This window comes from Nitratireductor arenosus (assembly GCF_009742725.1).
Lineage (GTDB): Bacteria > Pseudomonadota > Alphaproteobacteria > Rhizobiales > Rhizobiaceae > Mangrovimarina > Mangrovimarina arenosa.
This window is the reverse complement of record NZ_WPHG01000001.1, coordinates 85,793-105,378: the sequence shown is the minus strand read 5'-3', so window position 1 is coordinate 105,378 and position 19,586 is coordinate 85,793. Positions and strand designations below refer to the sequence as shown.

22 protein-coding genes are annotated in these 19,586 nt (G+C 65.8%); 8 read left to right on the top strand and 14 right to left on the bottom strand.

Annotated elements, in window-relative coordinates; genetic code table 11:
• Window positions 1-74: 74 nt before the first annotated feature.
• Window positions 75-692: a GNAT family N-acetyltransferase gene (locus GN330_RS00535; protein ID WP_156710625.1), complete on the top strand. Its 618-nt coding sequence runs from the start codon at window positions 75-77 to the stop codon at window positions 690-692.
• Window positions 693-795: 103 nt separating this feature from the next.
• Here the strand turns inward: GN330_RS00535 and GN330_RS00530 are convergent, their stop codons facing one another.
• Window positions 796-1,077, bottom strand: a complete 282-nt coding sequence (locus tag GN330_RS00530; RefSeq protein WP_156710624.1) for an SCP2 sterol-binding domain-containing protein — start codon at window positions 1,075-1,077, stop codon at window positions 796-798.
• Window positions 1,078-1,219: 142 nt separating this feature from the next.
• Here GN330_RS00530 and GN330_RS00525 point away from each other — a divergent pair, with 142 nt between their 5' ends.
• From GN330_RS00525 to GN330_RS00500, 6 genes are all read left to right on the top strand, one after another.
• Window positions 1,220-2,095 carry an SDR family oxidoreductase gene (locus tag GN330_RS00525; RefSeq protein ID WP_156710623.1) on the top strand — a complete coding sequence of 292 codons (876 nt, stop codon included), beginning with the start codon at window positions 1,220-1,222 and terminating at the stop codon, window positions 2,093-2,095.
• Window positions 2,095-3,705, top strand: a complete 1,611-nt coding sequence (locus tag GN330_RS00520) for an acyl-CoA carboxylase subunit beta (protein ID WP_156710622.1) — start codon at window positions 2,095-2,097, stop codon at window positions 3,703-3,705. Before GN330_RS00525 ends, GN330_RS00520 begins: the two co-directional genes overlap by 1 nt.
• Window positions 3,706-3,736: 31 nt before the next feature.
• Window positions 3,737-4,903, top strand: a complete 1,167-nt coding sequence (locus GN330_RS00515; protein WP_156710621.1) for an acyl-CoA dehydrogenase family protein — start codon at window positions 3,737-3,739, stop codon at window positions 4,901-4,903.
• An 81-nt stretch (window positions 4,904-4,984) separates the two neighbouring features.
• Window positions 4,985-6,970: an acetyl/propionyl/methylcrotonyl-CoA carboxylase subunit alpha gene (locus GN330_RS00510; RefSeq protein WP_343040111.1), complete on the top strand. Its 1,986-nt coding sequence runs from the start codon at window positions 4,985-4,987 to the stop codon at window positions 6,968-6,970.
• A gap of 137 nt (window positions 6,971-7,107) precedes the next feature.
• The gene (locus tag GN330_RS00505) at window positions 7,108-8,352 is read left to right on the top strand and encodes a thiolase family protein (protein ID WP_156710620.1); all 1,245 of its coding nucleotides are present in this window, start codon (window positions 7,108-7,110) and stop codon (window positions 8,350-8,352) included.
• A gap of 13 nt (window positions 8,353-8,365) precedes the next feature.
• Window positions 8,366-8,788: an acyl-CoA thioesterase gene (locus GN330_RS00500; protein ID WP_156710619.1), complete on the top strand. Its 423-nt coding sequence runs from the start codon at window positions 8,366-8,368 to the stop codon at window positions 8,786-8,788.
• Window positions 8,789-8,810: 22 nt separating this feature from the next.
• Here GN330_RS00500 and GN330_RS00495 read toward each other — a convergent pair whose 3' ends face one another.
• The gene (locus GN330_RS00495) at window positions 8,811-9,239 is read right to left on the bottom strand and encodes a MarR family winged helix-turn-helix transcriptional regulator (RefSeq protein WP_246188462.1); all 429 of its coding nucleotides are present in this window, start codon (window positions 9,237-9,239) and stop codon (window positions 8,811-8,813) included.
• A 289-nt stretch (window positions 9,240-9,528) separates the two neighbouring features.
• Between GN330_RS00495 and GN330_RS00490 the strand changes: the two genes are divergently transcribed.
• Window positions 9,529-10,332, top strand: coding sequence for a crotonase/enoyl-CoA hydratase family protein (locus tag GN330_RS00490; protein ID WP_156710618.1), 804 nt, complete (start codon window positions 9,529-9,531; stop codon window positions 10,330-10,332).
• A gap of 31 nt (window positions 10,333-10,363) precedes the next feature.
• Here GN330_RS00490 and GN330_RS00485 read toward each other — a convergent pair whose 3' ends face one another.
• From GN330_RS00485 to flaF, 12 genes are all read right to left on the bottom strand, one after another.
• Window positions 10,364-11,332, bottom strand: coding sequence for a fumarylacetoacetate hydrolase family protein (locus tag GN330_RS00485; RefSeq protein ID WP_156710617.1), 969 nt, complete (start codon window positions 11,330-11,332; stop codon window positions 10,364-10,366).
• Window positions 11,333-11,384: 52 nt separating this feature from the next.
• A complete protein-coding gene (locus GN330_RS00480; protein WP_156710616.1) occupies window positions 11,385-11,888 on the bottom strand; it encodes a hypothetical protein in 504 nt (167 codons plus the stop codon).
• Window positions 11,885-12,310 carry a hypothetical protein gene (locus GN330_RS00475; protein WP_343040110.1) on the bottom strand — a complete coding sequence of 142 codons (426 nt, stop codon included), beginning with the start codon at window positions 12,308-12,310 and terminating at the stop codon, window positions 11,885-11,887. Before GN330_RS00475 ends, GN330_RS00480 begins: the two co-directional genes overlap by 4 nt.
• A gap of 21 nt (window positions 12,311-12,331) precedes the next feature.
• A complete protein-coding gene (locus GN330_RS00470; protein WP_156710615.1) occupies window positions 12,332-12,889 on the bottom strand; it encodes a rod-binding protein in 558 nt (185 codons plus the stop codon).
• 60 nt (window positions 12,890-12,949) lie between these two features.
• On the bottom strand, window positions 12,950-13,342 hold the full coding sequence (locus GN330_RS00465; protein ID WP_156710614.1) for a hypothetical protein: 393 nt from the start codon (window positions 13,340-13,342) through the stop codon (window positions 12,950-12,952).
• A 2-nt stretch (window positions 13,343-13,344) separates the two neighbouring features.
• On the bottom strand, window positions 13,345-14,091 hold the full coding sequence (gene fliR, locus GN330_RS00460) for a flagellar biosynthetic protein FliR (RefSeq protein ID WP_425487146.1): 747 nt from the start codon (window positions 14,089-14,091) through the stop codon (window positions 13,345-13,347).
• Window positions 14,088-16,184: a flagellar biosynthesis protein FlhA gene (flhA, locus tag GN330_RS00455; RefSeq protein WP_156710613.1), complete on the bottom strand. Its 2,097-nt coding sequence runs from the start codon at window positions 16,182-16,184 to the stop codon at window positions 14,088-14,090. The genes fliR and flhA overlap by 4 nt, the downstream gene beginning before the upstream one ends.
• Before the next feature lie 116 nt (window positions 16,185-16,300).
• Window positions 16,301-17,911, bottom strand: a complete 1,611-nt coding sequence (locus GN330_RS00450) for a serine hydrolase (protein WP_246188461.1) — start codon at window positions 17,909-17,911, stop codon at window positions 16,301-16,303.
• Between the two features lie 160 nt (window positions 17,912-18,071).
• Window positions 18,072-18,338: a flagellar biosynthesis protein FliQ gene (gene fliQ, locus GN330_RS00445; RefSeq protein ID WP_156710611.1), complete on the bottom strand. Its 267-nt coding sequence runs from the start codon at window positions 18,336-18,338 to the stop codon at window positions 18,072-18,074.
• 37 nt (window positions 18,339-18,375) lie between these two features.
• Complete coding sequence (gene flgD, locus GN330_RS00440) at window positions 18,376-18,774, bottom strand: flagellar hook assembly protein FlgD (protein WP_156710610.1); 399 nt, start codon at window positions 18,772-18,774, stop codon at window positions 18,376-18,378.
• On the bottom strand, window positions 18,771-19,217 hold the full coding sequence (gene flbT / locus GN330_RS00435; protein ID WP_156710609.1) for a flagellar biosynthesis repressor FlbT: 447 nt from the start codon (window positions 19,215-19,217) through the stop codon (window positions 18,771-18,773). Before flbT ends, flgD begins: the two co-directional genes overlap by 4 nt.
• Window positions 19,214-19,561 carry a flagellar biosynthesis regulator FlaF gene (gene flaF, locus GN330_RS00430; protein WP_156710608.1) on the bottom strand — a complete coding sequence of 116 codons (348 nt, stop codon included), beginning with the start codon at window positions 19,559-19,561 and terminating at the stop codon, window positions 19,214-19,216. Before flaF ends, flbT begins: the two co-directional genes overlap by 4 nt.
• Between the last annotated feature and the right edge of the window lie 25 nt (window positions 19,562-19,586).

Genomic DNA, 19,586 nt, shown 5'->3' with positions numbered 1-19,586 from the left:
TCCGGCGGCGGGCGTTCTGCCCGCCCCGGCCCGCTCGTGGACACATGTCTCCGCTTGGGAAGGATCTTCCGGAGATGGATCAGCTCGAATTTTTTCCGGTGACGGCGCTCGTGCCGCCTTTGCCCGCTGCGCCGGGCACGGCGGCAGGCGCCGCCACGATCACGCTTGAGACCGATGCCGACGCGCTCGCGCGCGAGGCGCTGCTCGACCGGGCGATGGGCGCCGGCCGCAAGCGTAAAGCGTCCGAAAAACTGCGCCGCGGCCGCCTGCCGGCCGCCGGGCTGGCGTTGGCGGCGCACGACGGCGCGGGCCAACTGGTCGGGACGGTGCGGCTGTGGAACGTGACGGCGGCGCTGTCGCCGTCGCCTTCCGGCTTGCTGCTTCTCGGGCCGCTGGCGGTCGATCCGTCGCTCAAGGGCGCGGGCGTTGGCGCGGCGCTGATGCGCCACGCGATCGGGGAGGCCGGCCGCCTCGGTCACGGCGCGATCCTGCTCGTCGGCGATCCGGATTATTACCGGCGTTTCGGCTTCAGCGCCGACAAGACCGACGCGCTCGCCATGCCCGGCCCTTACGAAAAACACCGGCTTTTGGCGCTGGAACTGCGGCCGGGTGTGCTCGACGGCGCACGCGGCGTGTTGAGTGCGTGCGGAAAAAGAAGTCCGCGGAGCCGCGCGCGCAGGATGGCGGCCTAGGACGCGTCCCGCGACTTCGCATCCAGCCGCTCGGCGGGATGCAGTCAGCAAAAAGCCCGGCGCGGAGCGCCAGGCGCTTGTCGTGGCAAGGCAGGCTTTCGGATCAGAGCACCTGGCTCAAGGCCATGGCCGCCGACATGTCGCCGTCGACCTTCATCTTGCCCTGCATGAAGGCGGCCGTCGGGTTGAGTTCGCCGGCGACCAGCGCCTCGAAATCGTCCTTGGACATGGAAATCGTGCAGTCCGCGTCGCCGTCACCGGTCGAGACGCTGGTGCCGTCGATCATGATGGCGCCGGCCTCGCCGAGGTCGAACTTCACCGATTTGTCGAATCCGGAATCAGCGAGGCGCTCGCCGATTTTTGCTGCGATCGAATCAAGGCTCATGGGCTTTCTCCTCGTGGCGGCGTGCGCCTTTGTGGCGATGTCGGTTTCTTCCGCCGGCAAGGCGACGGGCAGGCCGGTGATAGCAGTCGATTGACGTTTACGTCAACGTTGATTAGCGTCGTCGCTGCGGAGGAGGCGCGCGATGGGCTATCGAAGCATTTTGCGGGACGACTGCTTTGCCGGCGAGGTCCATCTTGTCACCGGCGGCGGGTCGGGCATCGGCCGTTGCATCGCGCATGAACTGGCAGCACTCGGCGCCCACGTCGTCATCACCGGCCGCAAGCCCGACAAGCTTGAGGCGGTCACTGCCGAAATCGAAGCCGATGGCGGCAGCGCCGAGGCGCGGGCCTTCGATATTCGCGACGAGGCGGCGGTAAAACAGGCGCTGGCCGGCGTCGTGGAACGCCACGGGCGGATTGACGGGCTGGTCAACAATGCCGGCGGGCAGTTTCCCGCGCCGCTGGAGGCGATCTCCAAGCGTGGTTTCGAGGCGGTGGTTGCCAACAATCTGACCGGCGGTTTCCTGGTGATGCGCGAGGCGTTTTGCCAGTCGATGCGCAAACATGGCGGCGCGATCGTCAACATGGCCGCCGATATGTGGCGCGGCATGCCGGGCATGGGACATTCGGGCGCGGCGCGGGCCGGCATGGTCAATCTGACCAAGACGGCGGCCTATGAGTGGGGCCAGCACGGCGTGCGGGTCAACGCCGTCGCGCCGGGCTGGATCGCCTCGTCGGGCATGGACACCTATGACGGCATGACCAGGGCGCTGATCCCGCATCTGAAGGATCACGTGCCGGTCGGACGCATCGGGGTCGAGGCCGAAGTGTCGTCGGTGGTGTGTTTCCTGCTGTCGCCGGCGGCGTCCTTCGTCACCGGGGTCACCGTGCCGATAGACGGCGGCGCGCCGCTCGGCAGCCCGCTCTACCCGGTGAAGGCAAAGAGCCGGATCGCCGCCTTCGACGGGTTTCACCGCGCCGTGATGCCCGCGGCCCTTGCCGGGGAGGATGCGGGCTGATGCCGGCGCTGTCGTCCGCCCTCGATGTCCGCTCTCAGGATTTTGCGGCCAATGCCGAGGCGATGGCCGGCAAGCTTGGCGAGGTGCGGGCGCTCGAGCAGCGCGTGCGCGACAATTCGGCCGCGCGCCGGGCGCGGTTCGAGGCGCGGGGTCAGATCCTGCCGCGCGAGCGTGTCGAGCGGCTGCTCGACCGCGGCCAGCCCTTTATCGAGCTGTGCACGCTCGCCGGCTACAAGATGCACGACGACGATGGCGGCAAGACCATCATGGGTGGCGGCACCATTGCCGGCATCGGCGTGGTGGCCGGCCGGCGCTGCATCGTCTCGGCTTCGGATTCCGGCATCAAGGGCGGCACGATCCCGCCGATCGGGCTGAAGAAGGCGCTGCGCCTGCACGAGATCGCTTTCGAGAACCGGCTGCCGCTGATCTATCTGGTCGAAAGCGGCGGCGCCAACCTGCTTTACCAGGCCGAGATGTTCGTGGAAGGCGGACGCTCCTTCGCCAACCAGGCCCGGCTGTCGGCCGCCGGCATTCCGCAGATCGCCATCGTGCACGGATCCTCGACGGCGGGCGGGGCCTATCTGCCGGGACTGTCGGACTATGTCGTTCTGGTGCGCGGGCGCTCGAAGATATTTCTGGCCGGCCCGCCGCTGGTCAAGGCGGCGATCGGCGAGGAGGCCGACGACGAGGAACTGGGTGGGGCCGACCTGCACGGCACGGTTACCGGGCTTGGCGAATATGTCGCCGAGGACGACATTCAGGCGATCGCCTATGGCCGCGAGATCATGAAGACCATCGGCTGGGACGCCGTCGCGCCCGCGCGGCCGGCCGCGCCGCCGCTTTACGACGCCGAGCAACTGATGGGCATCGTGCCGGCCGACGACAAGGCGCCCTTCGACATGAAGGAGGTGATCGCGCGCATCGTCGACGGGTCTGACTTTCTGGAATTCAAGCAGGCCCATTCGCCCGACACGATCTGCGGCCATGCCAGTGTCGAGGGGCATCGCGTCGGCATTCTCGCCAATAACGGCCCGATCATGCCGACCGGCTCGCTCAAGGCGGCGCAGTTCATCCAACTGTGCGACCAGGCCGGCACGCCGCTGGTCTTTTTGCAGAACACCACCGGCTACATGGTCGGCTCGCGGGCCGAGCGCGACGGCGCGATCAAGCACGGCTCGAAAATGATCCAGGCGGTCGCCAATGCGCGGGTGGCGAAATTCACCTTCATTCTCGGCGGCTCCTATGGCGCGGGCAATTACGGCATGTGCGGGCGGGGGTTCTCGCCGCGTTTCATCTTTTCGTGGCCCTCGGCGCGCACCGCGGTGATGGGCGGCGCGCAGGCGGCCAAGGTGATGGAGATCGTCAGTCGCGGCAAGGCGGCGGCTTCCGGCGCGGAGCCCGACGAGGCGCAGCTTGCGAAGATGAGCGCCGGCATACGCGCCGGCGTCGAGGCGCAGTCGACGGCTCTCTTCGCCACCGCCAGGCTGTGGGACGACGGCATCATCGACCCGCGCGACACCCGGCGCGTGCTAGGGCTGTGCCTGCAGATCGCTGCGGAAGGCGCTGGGCGTGATCTCAGGCCCAACGCGTTCGGCGTGGCACGGGGATGAGCGTCCAGGCACACAGGAAGGAATGACAGCGATGCAGTTCACCCCCGAGCACGACAATCTGCGCCGTACCGTGGCCAAGTTCGTCGACACCGAGATCAATCCCCATGTCGACGCCTGGGAGGCGGCGGAGGAATTTCCCTCGCACGACCTTTTCAAGAAGCTCGGCGATCTCGGCCTGCTCGGCATCAAATACGACCCCGACTATGGCGGGCTGGGTCTCGATTTTTCCTATTCGATGGTGATGGCCGAGGAACTCGGCCTGTGCGCGGCCGGCGGCGTGCCGATGGCGATCGGGGTGCATACCGACATGTGCACGCCGGCGCTCAACCGGTTCGGGTCCGATCACGTCAAGAAGACGTTTCTCGCCCCCTCGATCGCCGGCGACGTGGTCGGCTGTCTCGGCGTGTCGGAACCCGGCGGCGGCTCGGACGTCGCCGCCGTCAAGACGACGGCGCGCGTGGACGGCGACGATTTCGTCATTTCCGGCACCAAGATGTGGATCACCAACGGCATGAAGGCCGACTGGTGCTGCCTCCTCGCCAACACGTCGGACGGCCCGCCGCACAAGAACAAGTCGCTGATCGCGGTGCCGATGGATGCAAAAGGCATCTCGCGCCAGAAGATCAGGAAGATCGGCATGAATTCGTCCGATACCGCGCAATTGTTCTTCGACGAGGTGCGGGTGCCGCGGCGCAACCTGATCGGCCAGGAGGGCATGGGCTTCACCATGCAGATGCTGCAGTTCCAGGAGGAGCGGCTGTATTCGGCGGCGAGCTCGCTCAAGGGATTCGACCGTCTGATCGACCTGACGATCGACTATGCCGGCGCGCGCACGACCTTCGGCAAGCCGGTGCTCGACAATCAGGTGGTGCATTTCCGGCTCGCCGAACTCAGGACCGAGGTCGAGGCGCTCAGGGCGCTGACCTGGAGCGCGATCGAACAATATGTCGCCGGGCGCGACGTGACTCGGCTCGCCTCGATGGCCAAGCTCAAGACCGGGCGCCTGGCGCGCGAGCTCACAGATTCCTGTCTGCAATATTGGGGCGGCATGGGCTATACGCTCGACAATCCCGTCAGCCGCGCCTTTCGCGACACGCGTCTGGTGTCGATCGGGGCCGGCGCCGACGAAATCATGCTCGGCATCATCTGCAAGCTGGAAGGCACGCTGCCGGGCACGAGCAACAAGGCGCGCGGGTAGTCGCATGGCCTTGCGAGGATCTGACCCGATGTCGCCGTTTGGCAATTGCCGCTCCCGCCCGTGCTCATGGAAGGCGGCGGCGTGATCGCGCGCCTGCTGATCGCCAATCGCGGCGAGATCGCCTGCCGCATCGCCGCCACCGCGCGCCGGATGGGCATCGCCACGGTGGCGGTCTATTCCGATGCCGACCGCGCGGCGCTGCACGTGCGCCAGGCCGACGAGGCGGTGCGCATCGGCGGGGCACAGGCTTCGTTGTCCTATCTCGACGGCGACGCGGTGATCGCCGCCGCCCTGGCGACGGGAGCCGAGGCGATCCACCCCGGCTACGGTTTCCTGTCGGAAAACGCCGATTTCGCCGAAGCCTGCCAGGCGGCGGGACTGGTCTTCGTCGGTCCGCCGCCCGACGCGATCCGCGTCATGGGCGACAAGGCGCGGGCAAAAGCGGTGATGGTCGAGGCCGGCGTTCCGGTGGTGCCGGGTTACGACGGGGCCGATCAGTCGGCCGAACGGCTGGCCGAGGCGGCGCGCGAGATCGGTTTTCCGGTGCTGATCAAGGCGGCGGCCGGCGGCGGCGGGCGCGGCATGCGGCGCGTCGATCGGGCCGAGGCGTTCAACACCGCACTGGAAAGCGCGCGGCGCGAGGCCGAGGCGGCGTTCGGCGACGGGCGCGTGCTGCTCGAAAAGCTCGTCACCGAGGCCCGCCATGTCGAGGTGCAGGTGTTCGCCGACGCGCATGGCAATGTCGTGCATATGGGCGAACGCGATTGTTCGGCGCAGCGCCGGCATCAGAAGATCGTGGAGGAAACCCCGTCGCCCTTCGTCGATGCGGCGATGGGGGCGGCGATGGCGGTGGACGCGGTCGCGGCGGCCAAGGCCGTCGGTTATGTCGGGGCGGGCACGGTCGAGTTCATCGTCGGCGCCGACCGCCAGCATCATTTCCTGGAGATGAACACCAGGCTCCAGGTCGAACACCCGGTCACGGAGATGGTGACCGGCATCGACCTGGTGGAATGGCAGTTGCGCGTTGCGGCGGGCGAGCCCTTGCCGTTGCGCGAGGAGGATATCGACTTTTACGGCCATGCGATCGAGGCCAGGCTCTACGCCGAGGACCCGGCCGACGGCTTCCGCCCGCAGAGCGGTGAAATCCTGTTCTGGCAGCCGCAGGTCGGGACCGGCGAGGCGGGTATCCGGATCGACAGTGGCGTTGCGGCGGGCGACCGGGTCTCGCCGCACTACGACCCGATGATCGCCAAGCTGGTCGCCCATGGCCGAAACCGCGACGAGGCGATCGACAGGCTGGTGCGGGCGCTCAGGGCGCGGCCGCTGTTCGGCCTGACGACCAATCGCGGTTTTTTGATCGATCTGCTGGAGGGGGGCGACTTCAGGCAGGGCGGCGTCACCACCGGTTTCATCGACGGCCTGCTCGGCAGCGGACGCGCGGCGATGGGGGCGCAAGCCTTGCAGGACTGGCACTTCGCGCTCGCCGGCGCCGTTCTGGCGCTTCACGTCGACGGCGACTGGTTCCGCTCGAGCGCCGTCGCGACTTGCCCGCTGACACTGACATGCGGCGGCGACACCCGCCATGTCGTGGCCGATATCGCGCGTGGCCTCGTCTCGGCGATCCGTGTGGATGGCGACGCGGCGGCGCTGACGGAGATCGTGTTGCACGGCCAGGAACTGCGCTACGTCCATGGCGGCACGCCGGCGCGGGTGACGGTTTTCGTGTCCGGGCGGATGGTGTGGCTCGATATGGACGGGCATAGTCTGGCGTTCCGCGAAACCGATCCGCTGGCCGCCCGGCCGCCGGTCGCGGACGCTTCGCGCGTGACGGCGCCCGTCACCGGGCTTTTGCGCTCGGTCGCGGTCGTTGCGGGCGACCAGGTCGAGCCCGGCGATACGCTGGCCGTCATCGAGGCGATGAAGATGGAGACCGCGCTTGCGGCCACGGTGTCCGGCACGGTGCGGGCCGTCCATCGCGGCGAAGGCGATCAGGTTGGCGCCGGAGACCTGCTGATCGAACTCGATCCGGGCCCTAAAGAGCCGACGGCCGGCGATCAGGCCGGTTGAGTCCGGCGCCATTTTGTTATAGTCAATAACATTAATTGCCGAAGGCGGCGGGCACGGCATGCGCGGGACGTCGCGTCGATGTCGCGCGCCCCACGACAGGCGATGTTCACGACGGTGCACAAGAGGCTGAAACCGACATGACCGATACCCCGCAGGGCCTGCGTTTCAGTTTCGACGACGCCTGGCTGCTCGACGGCACGCGTACGCCGTTCGTCGACTATACCGGCGCGCTGTCGGCGATCTCGCCGATCGATCTCGGCATCAAGGTCGCACGCGCCGTGCTCGACAAGGCCGGGTTCGATCCGGGCGAGATCGGCACCACCATTGCCGGCTCGATGGCCCAGGCCTCGTTCGACGCCTACATGACGCCGCGCCATATCGGGCTTTATGCCGGGGTGCCGGTGGAACGGCCGGCGCATCTGGTGCAGCGCATTTGCGGCACCGGCATCGAGGTGGTGCTGCAGGCGGCCGAGCTGGTGGAACGCCGGCGGGTGGGGGCGGCGCTGTGCGTGGGCACCGAATCGATGAGCCGCAATCCGGTCGCCGCTTACACGCACCGTTCCGGGTTCCGCATGGGCCAGGTCGAGTTCAAGGATTTCCTGTGGGAGGCGCTGCTCGATCCGGCCTGCTCGTGCACCATGGGCGACACGGCCGAAAATCTGGCGCGCGACTACCGGATCAGCCGCGAAGAGGTGGACCGCTACGCCGAACGCTCCTTCGCCCGCGCGCTCGCCGCGCAGGCGGACGGGTTCTTGGCCGGCGAGATCACGCCGGTCGTCAGCGAGAGTTTTGCCGTCGATGGTTTCAACGCGCGCGGCATCCGGCTGCCGCGCAAGATCGAGACGGTCGACACCGACAGCCATATCCGTCCGTCCTCCTACGACATGCTGGCCAGGATCAGGCCGGCTTTCGGCGGGGTGCAGACGGGCGGCAATTCCTCGGCGATCGTCGATGGGGCGGCGGCCGCCATCGTCGCCAGCAAGGCGCGCGCCAACGGACGCAAACCGCTTGCCCGCATCGTCGCCGGCGCGACGGTCGGCGTGCCGCCGCACATTATGGGCATCGGTCCTGCGCCGGCGATCCGGGCGCTGCTCGATGAGGCCGGGCTCGATCTCGACGCGATCGACCGCATCGAGATCAACGAAGCCTTCGGCGCCCAGACGATCGCCTGCGCGCGCGAGCTCGGCCTCGACGAGGACAAGCTCAACGTCAATGGCGGGGCGATCGCCATCGGTCATCCGCTGGGCGCGACCGGTATCCGCATCACCACCACGGTGGCGCGCGAGCTGCGCCGCGCCGGCCTGCGTTACGGCATCGCGGCGGCCTGTATCGGCGGCGGGCAGGGGATCGCGGTCCTGGTCGAAAACCCGGATGCGGGCTGACGGAGCGGCGGCCATGCTCGTTCATCGCCGCGAGGTCGAGATCGAATGGGGCGATTGCGACGCCGCCGGCATCGTCTTCTACCCGCGCTATTTCGCCATGTTCGACGCCTCCACCGCCTATCTATTCGAAAAGGCGCTGGGCATGAAGAAAATCGCCTGGACGAAGGCCTACGGCATTGTCGGCATTCCGATGGTCGACACCGGGGCGCGCTTCATCCTGCCCTCGCGTTATGGCGACGTGATCGTCATCGAAAGCCGGGTCGGCGACCTGCGCCGCTCGAGCTTCGATGTCCAGCACCGCGTGTTCAAGGGCGACGAACTCGCTATCGAGGCGCGCGAAACCCGGGTATGGGCCGAAAAGCACCCCGACGATCCTGACCGCATACGCGGCAAGACCATCCCCGAAGAGGTGGTCGCTGCGCTTTCGGCCGGGTAGGGCTGCCCGTCCCAGTCCGGGCCTATTGCCCCGCAGGCTCGATAAGGCGGTCCAGCAGTTCGATCAGCCGGTCGCGTTCGCGCGCGCCGCCGAGGCGTTCGATCAGCCGGGTTTCGTGCTCTGCCCAGACCGCGGCCATCTTGCGCACGAATTTCTCGCCTTCCGGGGTCAGGTGCAGGGAATGTGAACGCCGGTCGGTGTCGGCCTTGCGCCGCTCGGCCAGGCCGCGCTTTTCGATCCCGTCCATCAGTGCGACGAAATTGGCGCGTTTGATGCCCAGCATCTCGGCGATCTCGGACTGCTTCAGCCCGGGCGTGTTGGCGATGATGGTCAGGACCGAAAATTCGGCCGGACGTAGTTTCAGCTTCGAAAACGTGCCGATGAAATCCTGGAAGACGTGCAATTGGGCGCGACGCAGCTTGTAACCGATGATGGTCGACATTGCCGGCATGCCGGCGCCTGCTCCCGGCGCCGGTCGCGCGACGGCTGGGCTCTCATTCCCGTCTTTCGAGCCTGTCGTTTTTTTGGAACCAGCGTTCACTGTGCCTGCCGACCGCTCCCTGCCGCCGCTTTTCACCGACGAAAATCGGTGCCGTCCGGCCCCTCGCAAAATTTGTTCGCACGAACGGCGAAGCCGGGTCAACTGCCTGCTTGGCCTGCGTCTTCGCCTTGTACCCCGCTATAATGTTATGATATAAAACATTTTTCGATCCTGCGAGCAAACTTGGAGGCGAGGCGCGATGAATCCACCCAGTGGCGCGGCCATACGCGATGACGATGACGCCGTGCCCTTGCGCATCACGCTTGACGGACCGATCGCTCTTCTCGCCTTCAACCGGCCGGAGAAGTGCAACGCGATCAGCGACGCGCTGCTGGACCGGTTGAAGAGTTTCTTCTCCGAGCCGCCCAAGGCGGTGCGCGTCGTGGTGCTGCATGGTCTGGGCGGGCATTTTTCGGCTGGTCTGGACCTCTCCGAACAGGTCGCGCGTGAACCGGCCGAGGTGATGCGGCATTCGCGCGGCTGGCATCAGGTCATGGATGAGATCCAGTTCGGCGGGCTGCCCGTGGTCTCCGTGCTCAACGGCGCGGTGATCGGCGGCGGGCTCGAAATCGCCGCATCGACCCATGTGCGCATCGCCGAGCCTTCGGCCCGGTTTCAACTGCCGGAAGGCAAAAGGGGAATTTTCGTCGGCGGCGGCGCGACGGTGCGGGTCGGGCGTATCCTCGGCGCCGACAGGCTGACGGAAATGATGCTGACCGGACGTTCCTACGATGCCGAGGAGGGACACCGCCTTGGCCTGGCGCATTATCTCGTCGGTGATGGCGAGGGGATCGCCAAGGCCCGCGAACTTGCCATGGAGATCGCCTCGAACGCGCCGCTGGTCAACTATCTGGTCATCCAGGCCGTCTCGCGCATCGACGATATGGGGCGCGGCGACGGCCTGTTTGCCGAAAGCCTCGGCGCGGCGCTGTCGCAGACCGACACCGATGCCAGGGAGGGTCTGCGGGCGTTTCTGGAAAAGCGCGATCCCCGTTTCAGATAGCGTCCGGGAAGCGCCGCGCGGCCGGCGCTTTCTAGTCTTGCGTGCGCACGGTGTTGCGCAGCACGCCGAGCCCCTCGACCTCCAGTTCGACGACATCGCCGTCGCTCAGGAACCGGTCCAGTTCCAGCCCGCAGCCATTGCCCATCGTGCCGGAGCCGAAAAACTCGCCGGCATGCAGGGTTTCGTCGCGCGAGACGTGGGCGATCATGTCCTCGAAGGTGAACAACATGTCGGCCGACGACCCGCGTCCCCAGACCTCGCCGTTCACCCGCGCTTCCATGGCGAGCTTGTAGGGATCGGCGAGTTCGTCCGGCGTGACGATCCACGGGCCGATCGCGTTGCCGTAGTCGAAGCTCTTGCCCTTGGTCGGGCCTAGCATGGTCTGCATTTCGGCAAGCTGGGCGTCGCGGGCGGAAAAGTCGTTGTAGATCGTGTAGCCGAAAATATGGGAGCCGGCGTCGCCGACGGGAATATCGCGGCCGGGCCTGGCGATGACGATGCCGAACTCGCATTCGAAATCCATCACCCGGCTGTAGCGCGGCCAAGCAACCACGGCGTCGGGTCCGATCACCGAAAAGCGGTTGGTCAGATAATAGGCCGGCTGGGCACTGTAGATGTCGGGCACGGCGTCGAGCGGCTTGGCGGAAGCTGCCGCCGCCTCGTCGCCTCGTGCCATGGCCGCAAGCCGCCGCATGCCGCGCGGTGCCTGCTTGATATGGCCGGGGAAGACGGAAAAGTCGCGCATCTGCCGTGGCACGGGAAGCGGCGCCAGTAATCGGGTCTGCGCTAGCGGGCAGGAATGGCGGGCGACCAGCGCCGGGTCGGCGGCCATTTCGCGGGCGTGGCCGAGCGCAGCCTCGCCGGCATCGATCAAATCGAGCATGGTGGCGAAGGCGGGATCGTTGCCCGATGCGTCCGTCAGGTCGAAGACGGTTTGCGACCGGGTGTCGACGTGACCGATCCGGCGTGTAGCATGCTGTTCGAAGGTGACCAGTTTCATGCGCCGCGGCCCTCCCTGACCGGATTGGCGCGCTGCCGGACCGTATCCATGCTCAACGCAGGACCGGCCGATTCTGACCGCCATCGGCATCGCGGCGGCGCAGCGCGTTGTCGCGGATGTCGCTCTTGGTCAAGTAGTCGATCTGCTGGACGAGTACTTCCTCGACCAGCTTGTCGCCGACGCGTGCGTTGATGCTGTCGCGCAGGCCGTTGCGCAGCGCCACCAGGTCGAGCACGTCGGTTTGCGAAAAATCGATCTGCGGGTTGGAAAACAGGTAGGTGTAGAGCTGGTCGACGAGCAGCGTGTCGAGCGGCAGTTCGAGTTTCTTCAGCTTTTCCGGCTCGACGGTGTAGATCAGCCGGGTCAGGAAGTAGCCGCGTACCTCGCCCTTCTGGATAACCGGCACCGAGACGATCTCGGTCTTGTAATAGTCCAGTCCCTCGAGATAGGCGCGCTCGCCGGTGTCGCCCTTGTCGCCGGTCGCCGAAAAGGCGAAGAATATCGAGCCGATCGTGACCGCGACGATCCACACGGCGCCGATGACGAACTTGATCATAGGCCGCCGCCTCCGCCGAAGGCCCTGGTGGAGTAGGTTCCGTCGTCTTCCGAGCGCTCGATCGCGTCCTGCAGCAACCTGGCGACTTCGTTAACCGCGCTCAGATGAGCCTTGATCGCGGATTCGTTGTCGGCGAGTTTGTCGCGCAGGCGTCCGATGTCGCTGCGATGGGCTTCGAGTGCTCCGGCGCCCAGGTCGCGTACGGCGCGGTTCAGGTCGTAGAGGTGGCGGCTCTTGCGCGCGTTCGACGCCTTGAGGTCGAAATTGACGTCGGTGCGGATGGCTGCCGTCTCCGCCTCGATCGCCTCCTCGATGCGTATGATGATGGTCCCGAGCGAACCCGCGCGAGGGCCGGGTCCGGACGGCGCATCAGTGCCCGCGCGCAGGGTCGGCACGGATGTATAGATGTCCTGTTCGCTCACTGTCGCGCAAGCTCCCTCGTCTCAACGCCCGGAACGGTCGGCAAGACCCGTCGGGTCGGCCTCGTCCTCGAAGCTGCGCACGATGGTGCGCTGGATTTCGTCGATCAGCGCTACCGAAAGCAGGTCTTGCGTGTCGGCGGCGCGCTTGGCTTGCATATCGGAGGCGATGCCGGCAACCGCGACACGCTTGTCGTCATCCATGTAAAAATCGCCCAGGACGCGATCGGCGATGCCGATACCGCCGCGCTTGGCCATCTCGCTGGAAAGCTCCTGCGCGAGGAAGGTCTTCCACATCTCGCCGGCCAGCCCTTCGCCGTAGACGTTCTGGGCATCCGCAGGCAGCATGCTCTGCATGAAGGTCTGGAGCACCATCGCTTCGAAGTCGCGGAAAGCCTCCGGCGCTTCGGCACCGGTCCCGTCGACGGGCTTGCCGCGCAGGTTTTGCGCCCCGCCCGCTTCGAACCCGGCCACCACCGACTTCGCCGCGGCCGCCAGACGCGTGCGCGCCGCGGCGAGATCGGTCTTGTCGACGGCGCGGGCGACATCGAGAACGATGTCGCTGGGGGGCGAAATAGCCAAGGCGATCCTCTTCTCGAAATTCCACTTTGTCCGTTGTCGCAGACAGAGCTTGCCGCAACCTTACTTGTCGCCCGGCGCGCGCCCGAGCATGCGCTCGACGCTTTCCAGCCCGTCGCGCTCCTCGCGCGCGCGTTCTTCCTGGCTGAAGGCGGCCCGGCGGTTGCGTTCAAGCACCCGGCAACGTGAGGTTTCTATGGCGACTTTTCCCGCTTCCTCCGCCGCAGCGGCCAGGGCGCGGTCGCGGTCCTGGAAGGCGCGGGTGATGCTACGCTCGTAAAGGTCGGGGAAAAGCGCGGAAAGCGAATCCGGACCCTGCTTGCGCTCCGCGACCTCGCTCGCCCTTGCCTCGGCCTCGTGAGCGTCGCGCAGATGGCCGGCGCGCTGCGTCTCGTGCAGCGCCTTCAACTGGCTCTGGACCCTGAGCAGCCGGGCGAGGCGTTGGCTCTTTTCCATCGCTATCGTCCTATCGTGATCGGCACGAACCCGTCCGCAAACAGGCGCAGCAGCGGGCCGATGCCAAGATAAAGAAGCAGGATGCCGCCGGCCAGCACGAAGGGCAGTGAGATGAAGTAGATCGGAATCTGCGGGGTGAGCTTGTTCACGAAACCGATCGCGAGATTGACGATGATGCCGTAGGCGACGAACGGGCTGCCGAGCTGGATCATGACCAGGAACGCCTCGGACAGGATGTCGACCATGTCGGTGAGCGCGGATCGAGGATTGAACAGCAGGTTCGGCGGGGCGACCTCGTAGGAATTGACCAGGGCCTTGATGATTTCATGGTGGAAATTGAAGATGAACAGCAAAAGCAGCGCCGAAAGCGTGATCAGATTGGTGACGGCGGCCTGCGGTTCGGCTTCTTCGATGCCGGACGCGACCATGTTGCCGTAGCCCGACATCATGGCGATGGCGGAACCGATGAACTGCAGCGCGAGCACGTAAAACCGGGTCACCAGGCCGATCAGCGCCCCGGTCAGCAGTTCCGATACGACCATCTGGGCCAGGACGTCCGGCTCGCGGCTGGCGTGGGGAAGCAGGCTGTCCCACAGGTGGATCAGGAGCGCGAAGGTTGCCGCGATCGCGACGAACAGCCGGATCTGCATTGGTACGCGCACGCTCGACAGGCCGGGCATGAGCATGAAACAGGCGCCGATGCGGCAAAAGGCCAGAAACGCCGTGATGACGATCTGGTCGGTGATCACGACAGCGAGCCGAGCACCTTGATCTCGACGCCCTTGGCGATCTCGACATGCGACAGGACAGGCAATGTCGAGAACAGGCGTTCGATGATCATGCGCACATAGGGCCGGGCGTCCGGCGCGGTCACCAGCGCGAAACGTTCGCCCGCGTCGAAATGCTGGCGGATCACCTTGGTCGCCTCCTGGCCGAATTCCTCCAGCAGGCGGGGATCGATGTCGAATTCGCGCACCTCGCCCTTCTGGTCGCGCTTGAGCGCCTGGTGGAAGGCGAGATCCCAGCGGTTGCCGAGCCGCAGCACCTTCAGCACGCCCGCTTCGGACAGGTCGCCGCAGATCTGCTGCGACATGCGGATGCGCACATGTTCGACGATCTGTTCGGTGCGCCGCACATGCGGGGCGATCTCGGCGATCGCCTCGATGATCAGGTGCAGATTGCGGATCGAGACGCGTTCGGCCAGCAGCAGCTTCAACACCGCCTGCAGACCCGGATAGGAGATGTGGCTGGTGCAGATTTCCTCGGCGAGTTTCTTGTATTCCGGATCGAGACGTTCGATCAGCGTTTTCATGTCCTTGTAGGACAGAAGCTGCGGCAGGTTGTTGCGGATCACCTCCGAGAGGTGGGTGAGCAGGACCGAAAGATTGTCGGCGACCGCGAAATTGTCGCGCTTCAACTCCTCCGCGAAGGTCTCGGGAACCGAATAGGCGCGCATGCCGAACGCCGGCTCTCGGACCTCCTCACCCGGCATGTCCGGCGGCTCGTTGCCGCCCAGAAGCACCATCACCTCGCCGACGCGCATCTGATATTCCGCCACCACCGTGCCGTGAATTTTGATCTGGTAGCTTTTTGGCGGGATGGCGAAGTCGTCGGTCAGGCGCACTTCCGGCACGACGAAACCGAAATCGAGGGCGAATTTCTTGCGCATCTTACCCATGCGGAAGGCGAGTTCCTGATGCGAGGCGAGCATGCGCGCGGAAAGCTGCTTGCCGATCAGAAGCTCGATTTCGGGCGTCCTCAGCGAGGATCTGATGGAGTTCTTGTCCTCCGCCTCGATCGCTTCCTGGCGCTGCTTTTCGTCCTCGGCCTCGGCGGCGGCGCGACGGTTTTCGCGTAGCGGTATTGCGTAGCCGATGCCGGCCATCACCGTGGCTAGCCCGACGAAGGGCAGGAAGGGAAGGCCGGGCAGGAAGGCGAGTACCGCGAGAAGCAGGGCCGCGACCTGCAGGGCGCGCGGATAGGCGGTAAGCTGGCCGAAGACGGCCTGGTTGGCGGAGCCGCGCGTGCCGCCCTTGGAGACCAGAAGGCCGGCGGCCAGCGAAACGATCAGCGCCGGTATCTGGGTCACCAAGCCGTCGCCGACCGACAGCTTGACGAACACGTCGGCGGCTTGGCCGAGGTTCATGTCGTGGCGGCCATAGCCGATCGCCACGCCGCCGACGATGTTGACGCCGGTGATGATCAGGCCGGCGATCGCGTCGCCGCGGACGAATTTCGAGGCGCCGTCCATCGAGCCGAAGAATGAGCTTTCCTCCTCGAGCTCGCGCCGGCGCGCCTGGGCTTCCTTGTCGTTGATCATGCCGGCGGAAAGGTCGGCGTCGATCGACATCTGCTTGCCGGGAATGGCGTCGAGGGTGAAGCGGGCGCCGACTTCGGCGATCCGGGTGGCGCCCTTGGTGATGACGATGAAGTTCACCACGATCAGGATCAGGAACACGATCAGGCCGATGACGAAATCACCGGCCATGACGAGGTTGGAGAACCCGCCGATAACGTAACCGGCCGCGTTGGTGCCCTCGTTGCCATGCGCGAGAATGACGCGCGTGGTGGCGATGTTGAGCGCCAGCCGCAGCATGGTGGCGATCAGCAGGATCGTTGGGAAGGACGAGAAATCGAGCGGCCGCTGGATCCACAACGCGACCATCAGGATCAGGACCGAAATGGCGATCGAAAACGCCAGCCCGATATCGATCATGAAGGCGGGAATCGGCAGGAACAGGACCGACAGTATGGTGATGATGCCGATCGCGAAGAAGACGTCGCGGCCGTTGCGGGCGGAGGCCGCCGGGACGGGCGTGTAAGTGGTCTGGCCTGCCGCCATGTCGGTCTGGTGTCTCCGCGCCTGATTTGAAGGTCGCAGACTAGGGCCTCAAGCTTGCGCGAGGATGAGTTTCGCGGTGCGGCCGGCCGCAGGCGTGTCGGCCGGTCGCATGCGCTCTACTGCGCGGTCGGCACCCGCGTGAAGACGCCGTCGCGATAAGCGTTGAGATGTTCGATACGCACCGCGCTCGCAGCGCCGTCGGCCATCTCGAACGTGACTTTGGACACAGAACCGCGCGGCTGGTTTTCGTTGAAGGGCTCGATGATGAAACTGTCCTCCTCCCAGGGCGTCATCGCAAAGGCGATGTCGGCGGGACCGACGGCAAGCCGAAGACTGCCGTCGTCGACGGTGATGGTGGCCGGTCCGTAATAGGCGTTTTCGTAGCTGCCCTGATAGGTTTCCAGCGGCCGGGATGCGCGCGCGCCGGCGGACGCCTTCCGGCCGGCCAGTTCGCCCGCCGGTGCCGTCAGTGGCGCCATTCGCGACCGATAACCCTCGAGCCAGTCGCGCTTCACACCGCCAAATTCGACCATGTCGGTGAAGCTGGCGGCGATCGCCTCGGCCGCGCCGACCGGTGGCGCGTTGGTCAACACCACGATGCCGAGATCGAGGCCGGGGATCAGCGTGAAGGCGGTGGCCGTGCCCTGCGCGAAAGCGCCCGAATGGCTGAAGGCGACGCGGCCGGAAGCGCGCGCACCGACGTTGAAGCCGAAGCCGTAATGGCTGGCCCGCGCGTCGAGCGCATGCGGAGGCGAGGACATAATCTGCGGGCTCACGGCCGGCATCAGCGCGGCGGGCGCGATGATCTCGTTGCCCTCGAACGTGCCGCCGCCGAGCACCATGGTCATCCATCTGGCCATGTCGTTGGCGCTCGAGCTGACACCGCCGGCGGGGGATTGCGGGTCCGGCTGGCGCAGGTCCGCGACCTCGTACCCGTCGGGGCCGGGGACATGCGAGGCCGCGCGATTGGTTCGGGCAAGATAGTCGCTGTAACGCGAACTGGTCGCCGACATGCCCAACGGGCGGTAGATCGCCTGCGCTGAGAGTTCTTCCCAGGAACTGCCCGCGGCCGTTGCCACGGCTTCCGCCGCCGCGGTCAGGCCGAAATTCGTATAGGCGTAGCTGTCGCGGAACGCGGCCTGCGGCAAAAGATGGATACGTTTGAGAATTGCGCTGCGGCCATAGCCGATGTCCTCCAGATCGTCGCCGGCGTGATCGGGCAGGCCCGAGCGGTGCGCGTAAAGATCGCCGATCGTGACATGAGCGGACACCCAGGGGTCGGCCAGTCGGAACCATGGCAGGTGCGCCTGGACCGGAGTGCTCCAGTCGATCACGCCGAGCGAGACCTGGTGCGCGACGACGGTCGCGCCGATCGGCTTGGACAGCGAGGCCAGCAGAAACACCGTGTCGGCGTCGACGGGTTCGCCGCTTGTGCGCGAGCGCATGCCGAAGCCTTTGGCGTAAACGGTCTGGCCTGCGTGAACGACGGCTATCGCCAGGCCAGGGACGTTCGAGCGGTACAAAATGTCGGCGGCCAGCGCGTCGAGCCCGGCAATGGCGGCATCGATTTGCGCCTGGGTGGTTTCGATGGCGACTTCCTGGGCGGGCGACGGCATATGCCGCGCCGTTGCCGCCTCCTCCTGCTGAGACGATGCCGGGGTCGCCAGGAGCACAAGGGCGGCGGCAAGGCTTGCCGTGCGGATCGCGATGGCTTGGTGGGTGAACAAAGGGCATTCCTTCCTTTCGAACGTCGCGACCTCGATGTATCGAGGTCGCGCTCCGGCGCGGCATCGCTTGCCTGATGCGATAAAGGTGGCAAAACGGCCCGCGCCTATCGCGATGCCACGCGGCGACGAAAAGCGATTTTTCATGCCGGCCGCGGCGCGATCAGAAACCGCCTTGGATACGCTGGAAGATGACGTTGGTGAAGGAGGAAATCTGCGCTCCCACGAAGGGCCCGGAAAAGGCGACGGCGAGCAGGATGGCGACGATCTTCGGGACGAAGGTGAGGGTGATTTCCTGAACCTGTGTCAAAGCCTGGATCAGCGCGATGGAGACGCCGACGAGCATGGCGACGATCACGGCCGGTCCGGACGCCATCAGCACCGTCCAGATGGCGAATTGCACGATATCGAGCGCGTCGGCTTCATTCATGGTTCTTCGGGTCCGTCGGCCTGGAAGGCCGCCGAGCCTAGCTGATCGTCATGCCCGCTTCGACCGGAAACTCGGTCCCGTCGGCCAGCACCGCGACCAGACCCGCGCTGCCGATGCGCACCTCCGCGACCTTGCCGGAGATCGCGCCGTCGGCCGAGGCCACGGTCCGCCCGATGATGGCGTCGGCTTGGCCGAGCAACGATACCTGCATGAGCTGGTCGATCTTGCTGTTGGTCTGGACTGTCTGCTCAACCTGCGAAAACGTCGCCAACTGCGCGATATAATCGGTGGATTCCATCGGCTTGGTCGGATCCTGGTTCTTCATCTGCGTGACGAGCAGCTTCAGGAAAGAATCGTAGTCGACCATGTTGGAACGCTTGGTGTCGGATTGCGGCGCCGGGGCCGGCGGTGCGGATGTCGCGCTGGTTACGGTCATGATGCAAGCGCCTCCAGCGCCAGGTTTTCGATCGGTTTGTAGGCGGTGTCGCTTTCGGCCAGAGCGACGGCCTCGAGCGGAAACAGGCCGCGTAGCATCTTCAACGCCTCATAGGTGTGTTCCTCGGCGACCAGCCTGTCGACCTGTTTCAGCGTCGCGCGGATTTGTTCGCTGGAAAAACTGGCCAGAAGTAGCGGCAACGACCGGCGGAACATGTCGCGCGCGTCGCCCGAATCGTTCGGATTCATCAGGATGACCTGAATGATGAAATAGAGCTGGCGCAGCGGCGTGGACGCGTTTTCGGGCAGCATGACATGGTTTTCGAGCAGGAACTGCACATCGTTGAGGAACTCGATCGAGGTCTTGCGATCGACCTTCACCACGGCGCCGTTAATGTAGATCTTTTCGTTGGCCTTCAGCGATATCCTGAGCTTGCCCTTCATTGAATGCCGTCCCTGATGATCTGGGAGACTTCGATCAGTCCGTCGAAATTGTCCGCCTCGCCCTGCCGGACCGCCTCTGCCTCGCGCAGCAGCCACAGGCCGATCGAGATCAGATTGGCGCGCAGTTCGGAAGGCAGGCCGTTTTCCGGACTGCCGAGATCCTCCACGAACGCCGTCCACAGCCTGTTGAGGAAATGAACCGCCTCGACCGCCTGCATCGATCCCGCGCCCGCTTCTCGCGCGCTGACCAGGAGATCGATGGACCTGGTCAGCAATTGCCGCTCGCGGTCCTTCGCATCCGCGGCCGAGTCGGATTGGATGTCGGCGTATGAAAACTGATACATCGTCTTTCCGTGTTCACTTTCTGCC

Excerpts from the sequence above, each read along its gene's own strand:
- GN330_RS00535 (WP_156710625.1), top strand. The coding sequence starts at position 75 with ATGGATCAGCTCGAATTTTTTCCGGTGACGGCGCTCGTGCCGCCTTTG.
- GN330_RS00530 (WP_156710624.1), bottom strand. The coding sequence starts at position 1,077 with ATGAGCCTTGATTCGATCGCAGCAAAAATCGGCGAGCGCCTCGCTGAT.
- GN330_RS00525 (WP_156710623.1), top strand. The coding sequence starts at position 1,220 with ATGGGCTATCGAAGCATTTTGCGGGACGACTGCTTTGCCGGCGAGGTC.
- GN330_RS00520 (WP_156710622.1), top strand. The coding sequence starts at position 2,095 with ATGCCGGCGCTGTCGTCCGCCCTCGATGTCCGCTCTCAGGATTTTGCG.
- GN330_RS00515 (WP_156710621.1), top strand. The coding sequence starts at position 3,737 with ATGCAGTTCACCCCCGAGCACGACAATCTGCGCCGTACCGTGGCCAAG.
- GN330_RS00505 (WP_156710620.1), top strand. The coding sequence starts at position 7,108 with ATGACCGATACCCCGCAGGGCCTGCGTTTCAGTTTCGACGACGCCTGG.
- GN330_RS00500 (WP_156710619.1), top strand. The coding sequence starts at position 8,366 with ATGCTCGTTCATCGCCGCGAGGTCGAGATCGAATGGGGCGATTGCGAC.
- GN330_RS00495 (WP_246188462.1), bottom strand. The coding sequence starts at position 9,239 with ATGCCGGCAATGTCGACCATCATCGGTTACAAGCTGCGTCGCGCCCAA.
- GN330_RS00490 (WP_156710618.1), top strand. The coding sequence starts at position 9,529 with ATGAATCCACCCAGTGGCGCGGCCATACGCGATGACGATGACGCCGTG.
- GN330_RS00485 (WP_156710617.1), bottom strand. The coding sequence starts at position 11,332 with ATGAAACTGGTCACCTTCGAACAGCATGCTACACGCCGGATCGGTCAC.
- GN330_RS00480 (WP_156710616.1), bottom strand. The coding sequence starts at position 11,888 with ATGATCAAGTTCGTCATCGGCGCCGTGTGGATCGTCGCGGTCACGATC.
- GN330_RS00465 (WP_156710614.1), bottom strand. The coding sequence starts at position 13,342 with ATGGAAAAGAGCCAACGCCTCGCCCGGCTGCTCAGGGTCCAGAGCCAG.
- flhA (WP_156710613.1), bottom strand. The coding sequence starts at position 16,184 with ATGGCGGCAGGCCAGACCACTTACACGCCCGTCCCGGCGGCCTCCGCC.
- fliQ (WP_156710611.1), bottom strand. The coding sequence starts at position 18,338 with ATGAATGAAGCCGACGCGCTCGATATCGTGCAATTCGCCATCTGGACG.
- flgD (WP_156710610.1), bottom strand. The coding sequence starts at position 18,774 with ATGACCGTAACCAGCGCGACATCCGCACCGCCGGCCCCGGCGCCGCAA.
- flbT (WP_156710609.1), bottom strand. The coding sequence starts at position 19,217 with ATGAAGGGCAAGCTCAGGATATCGCTGAAGGCCAACGAAAAGATCTAC.
- flaF (WP_156710608.1), bottom strand. The coding sequence starts at position 19,561 with ATGTATCAGTTTTCATACGCCGACATCCAATCCGACTCGGCCGCGGAT.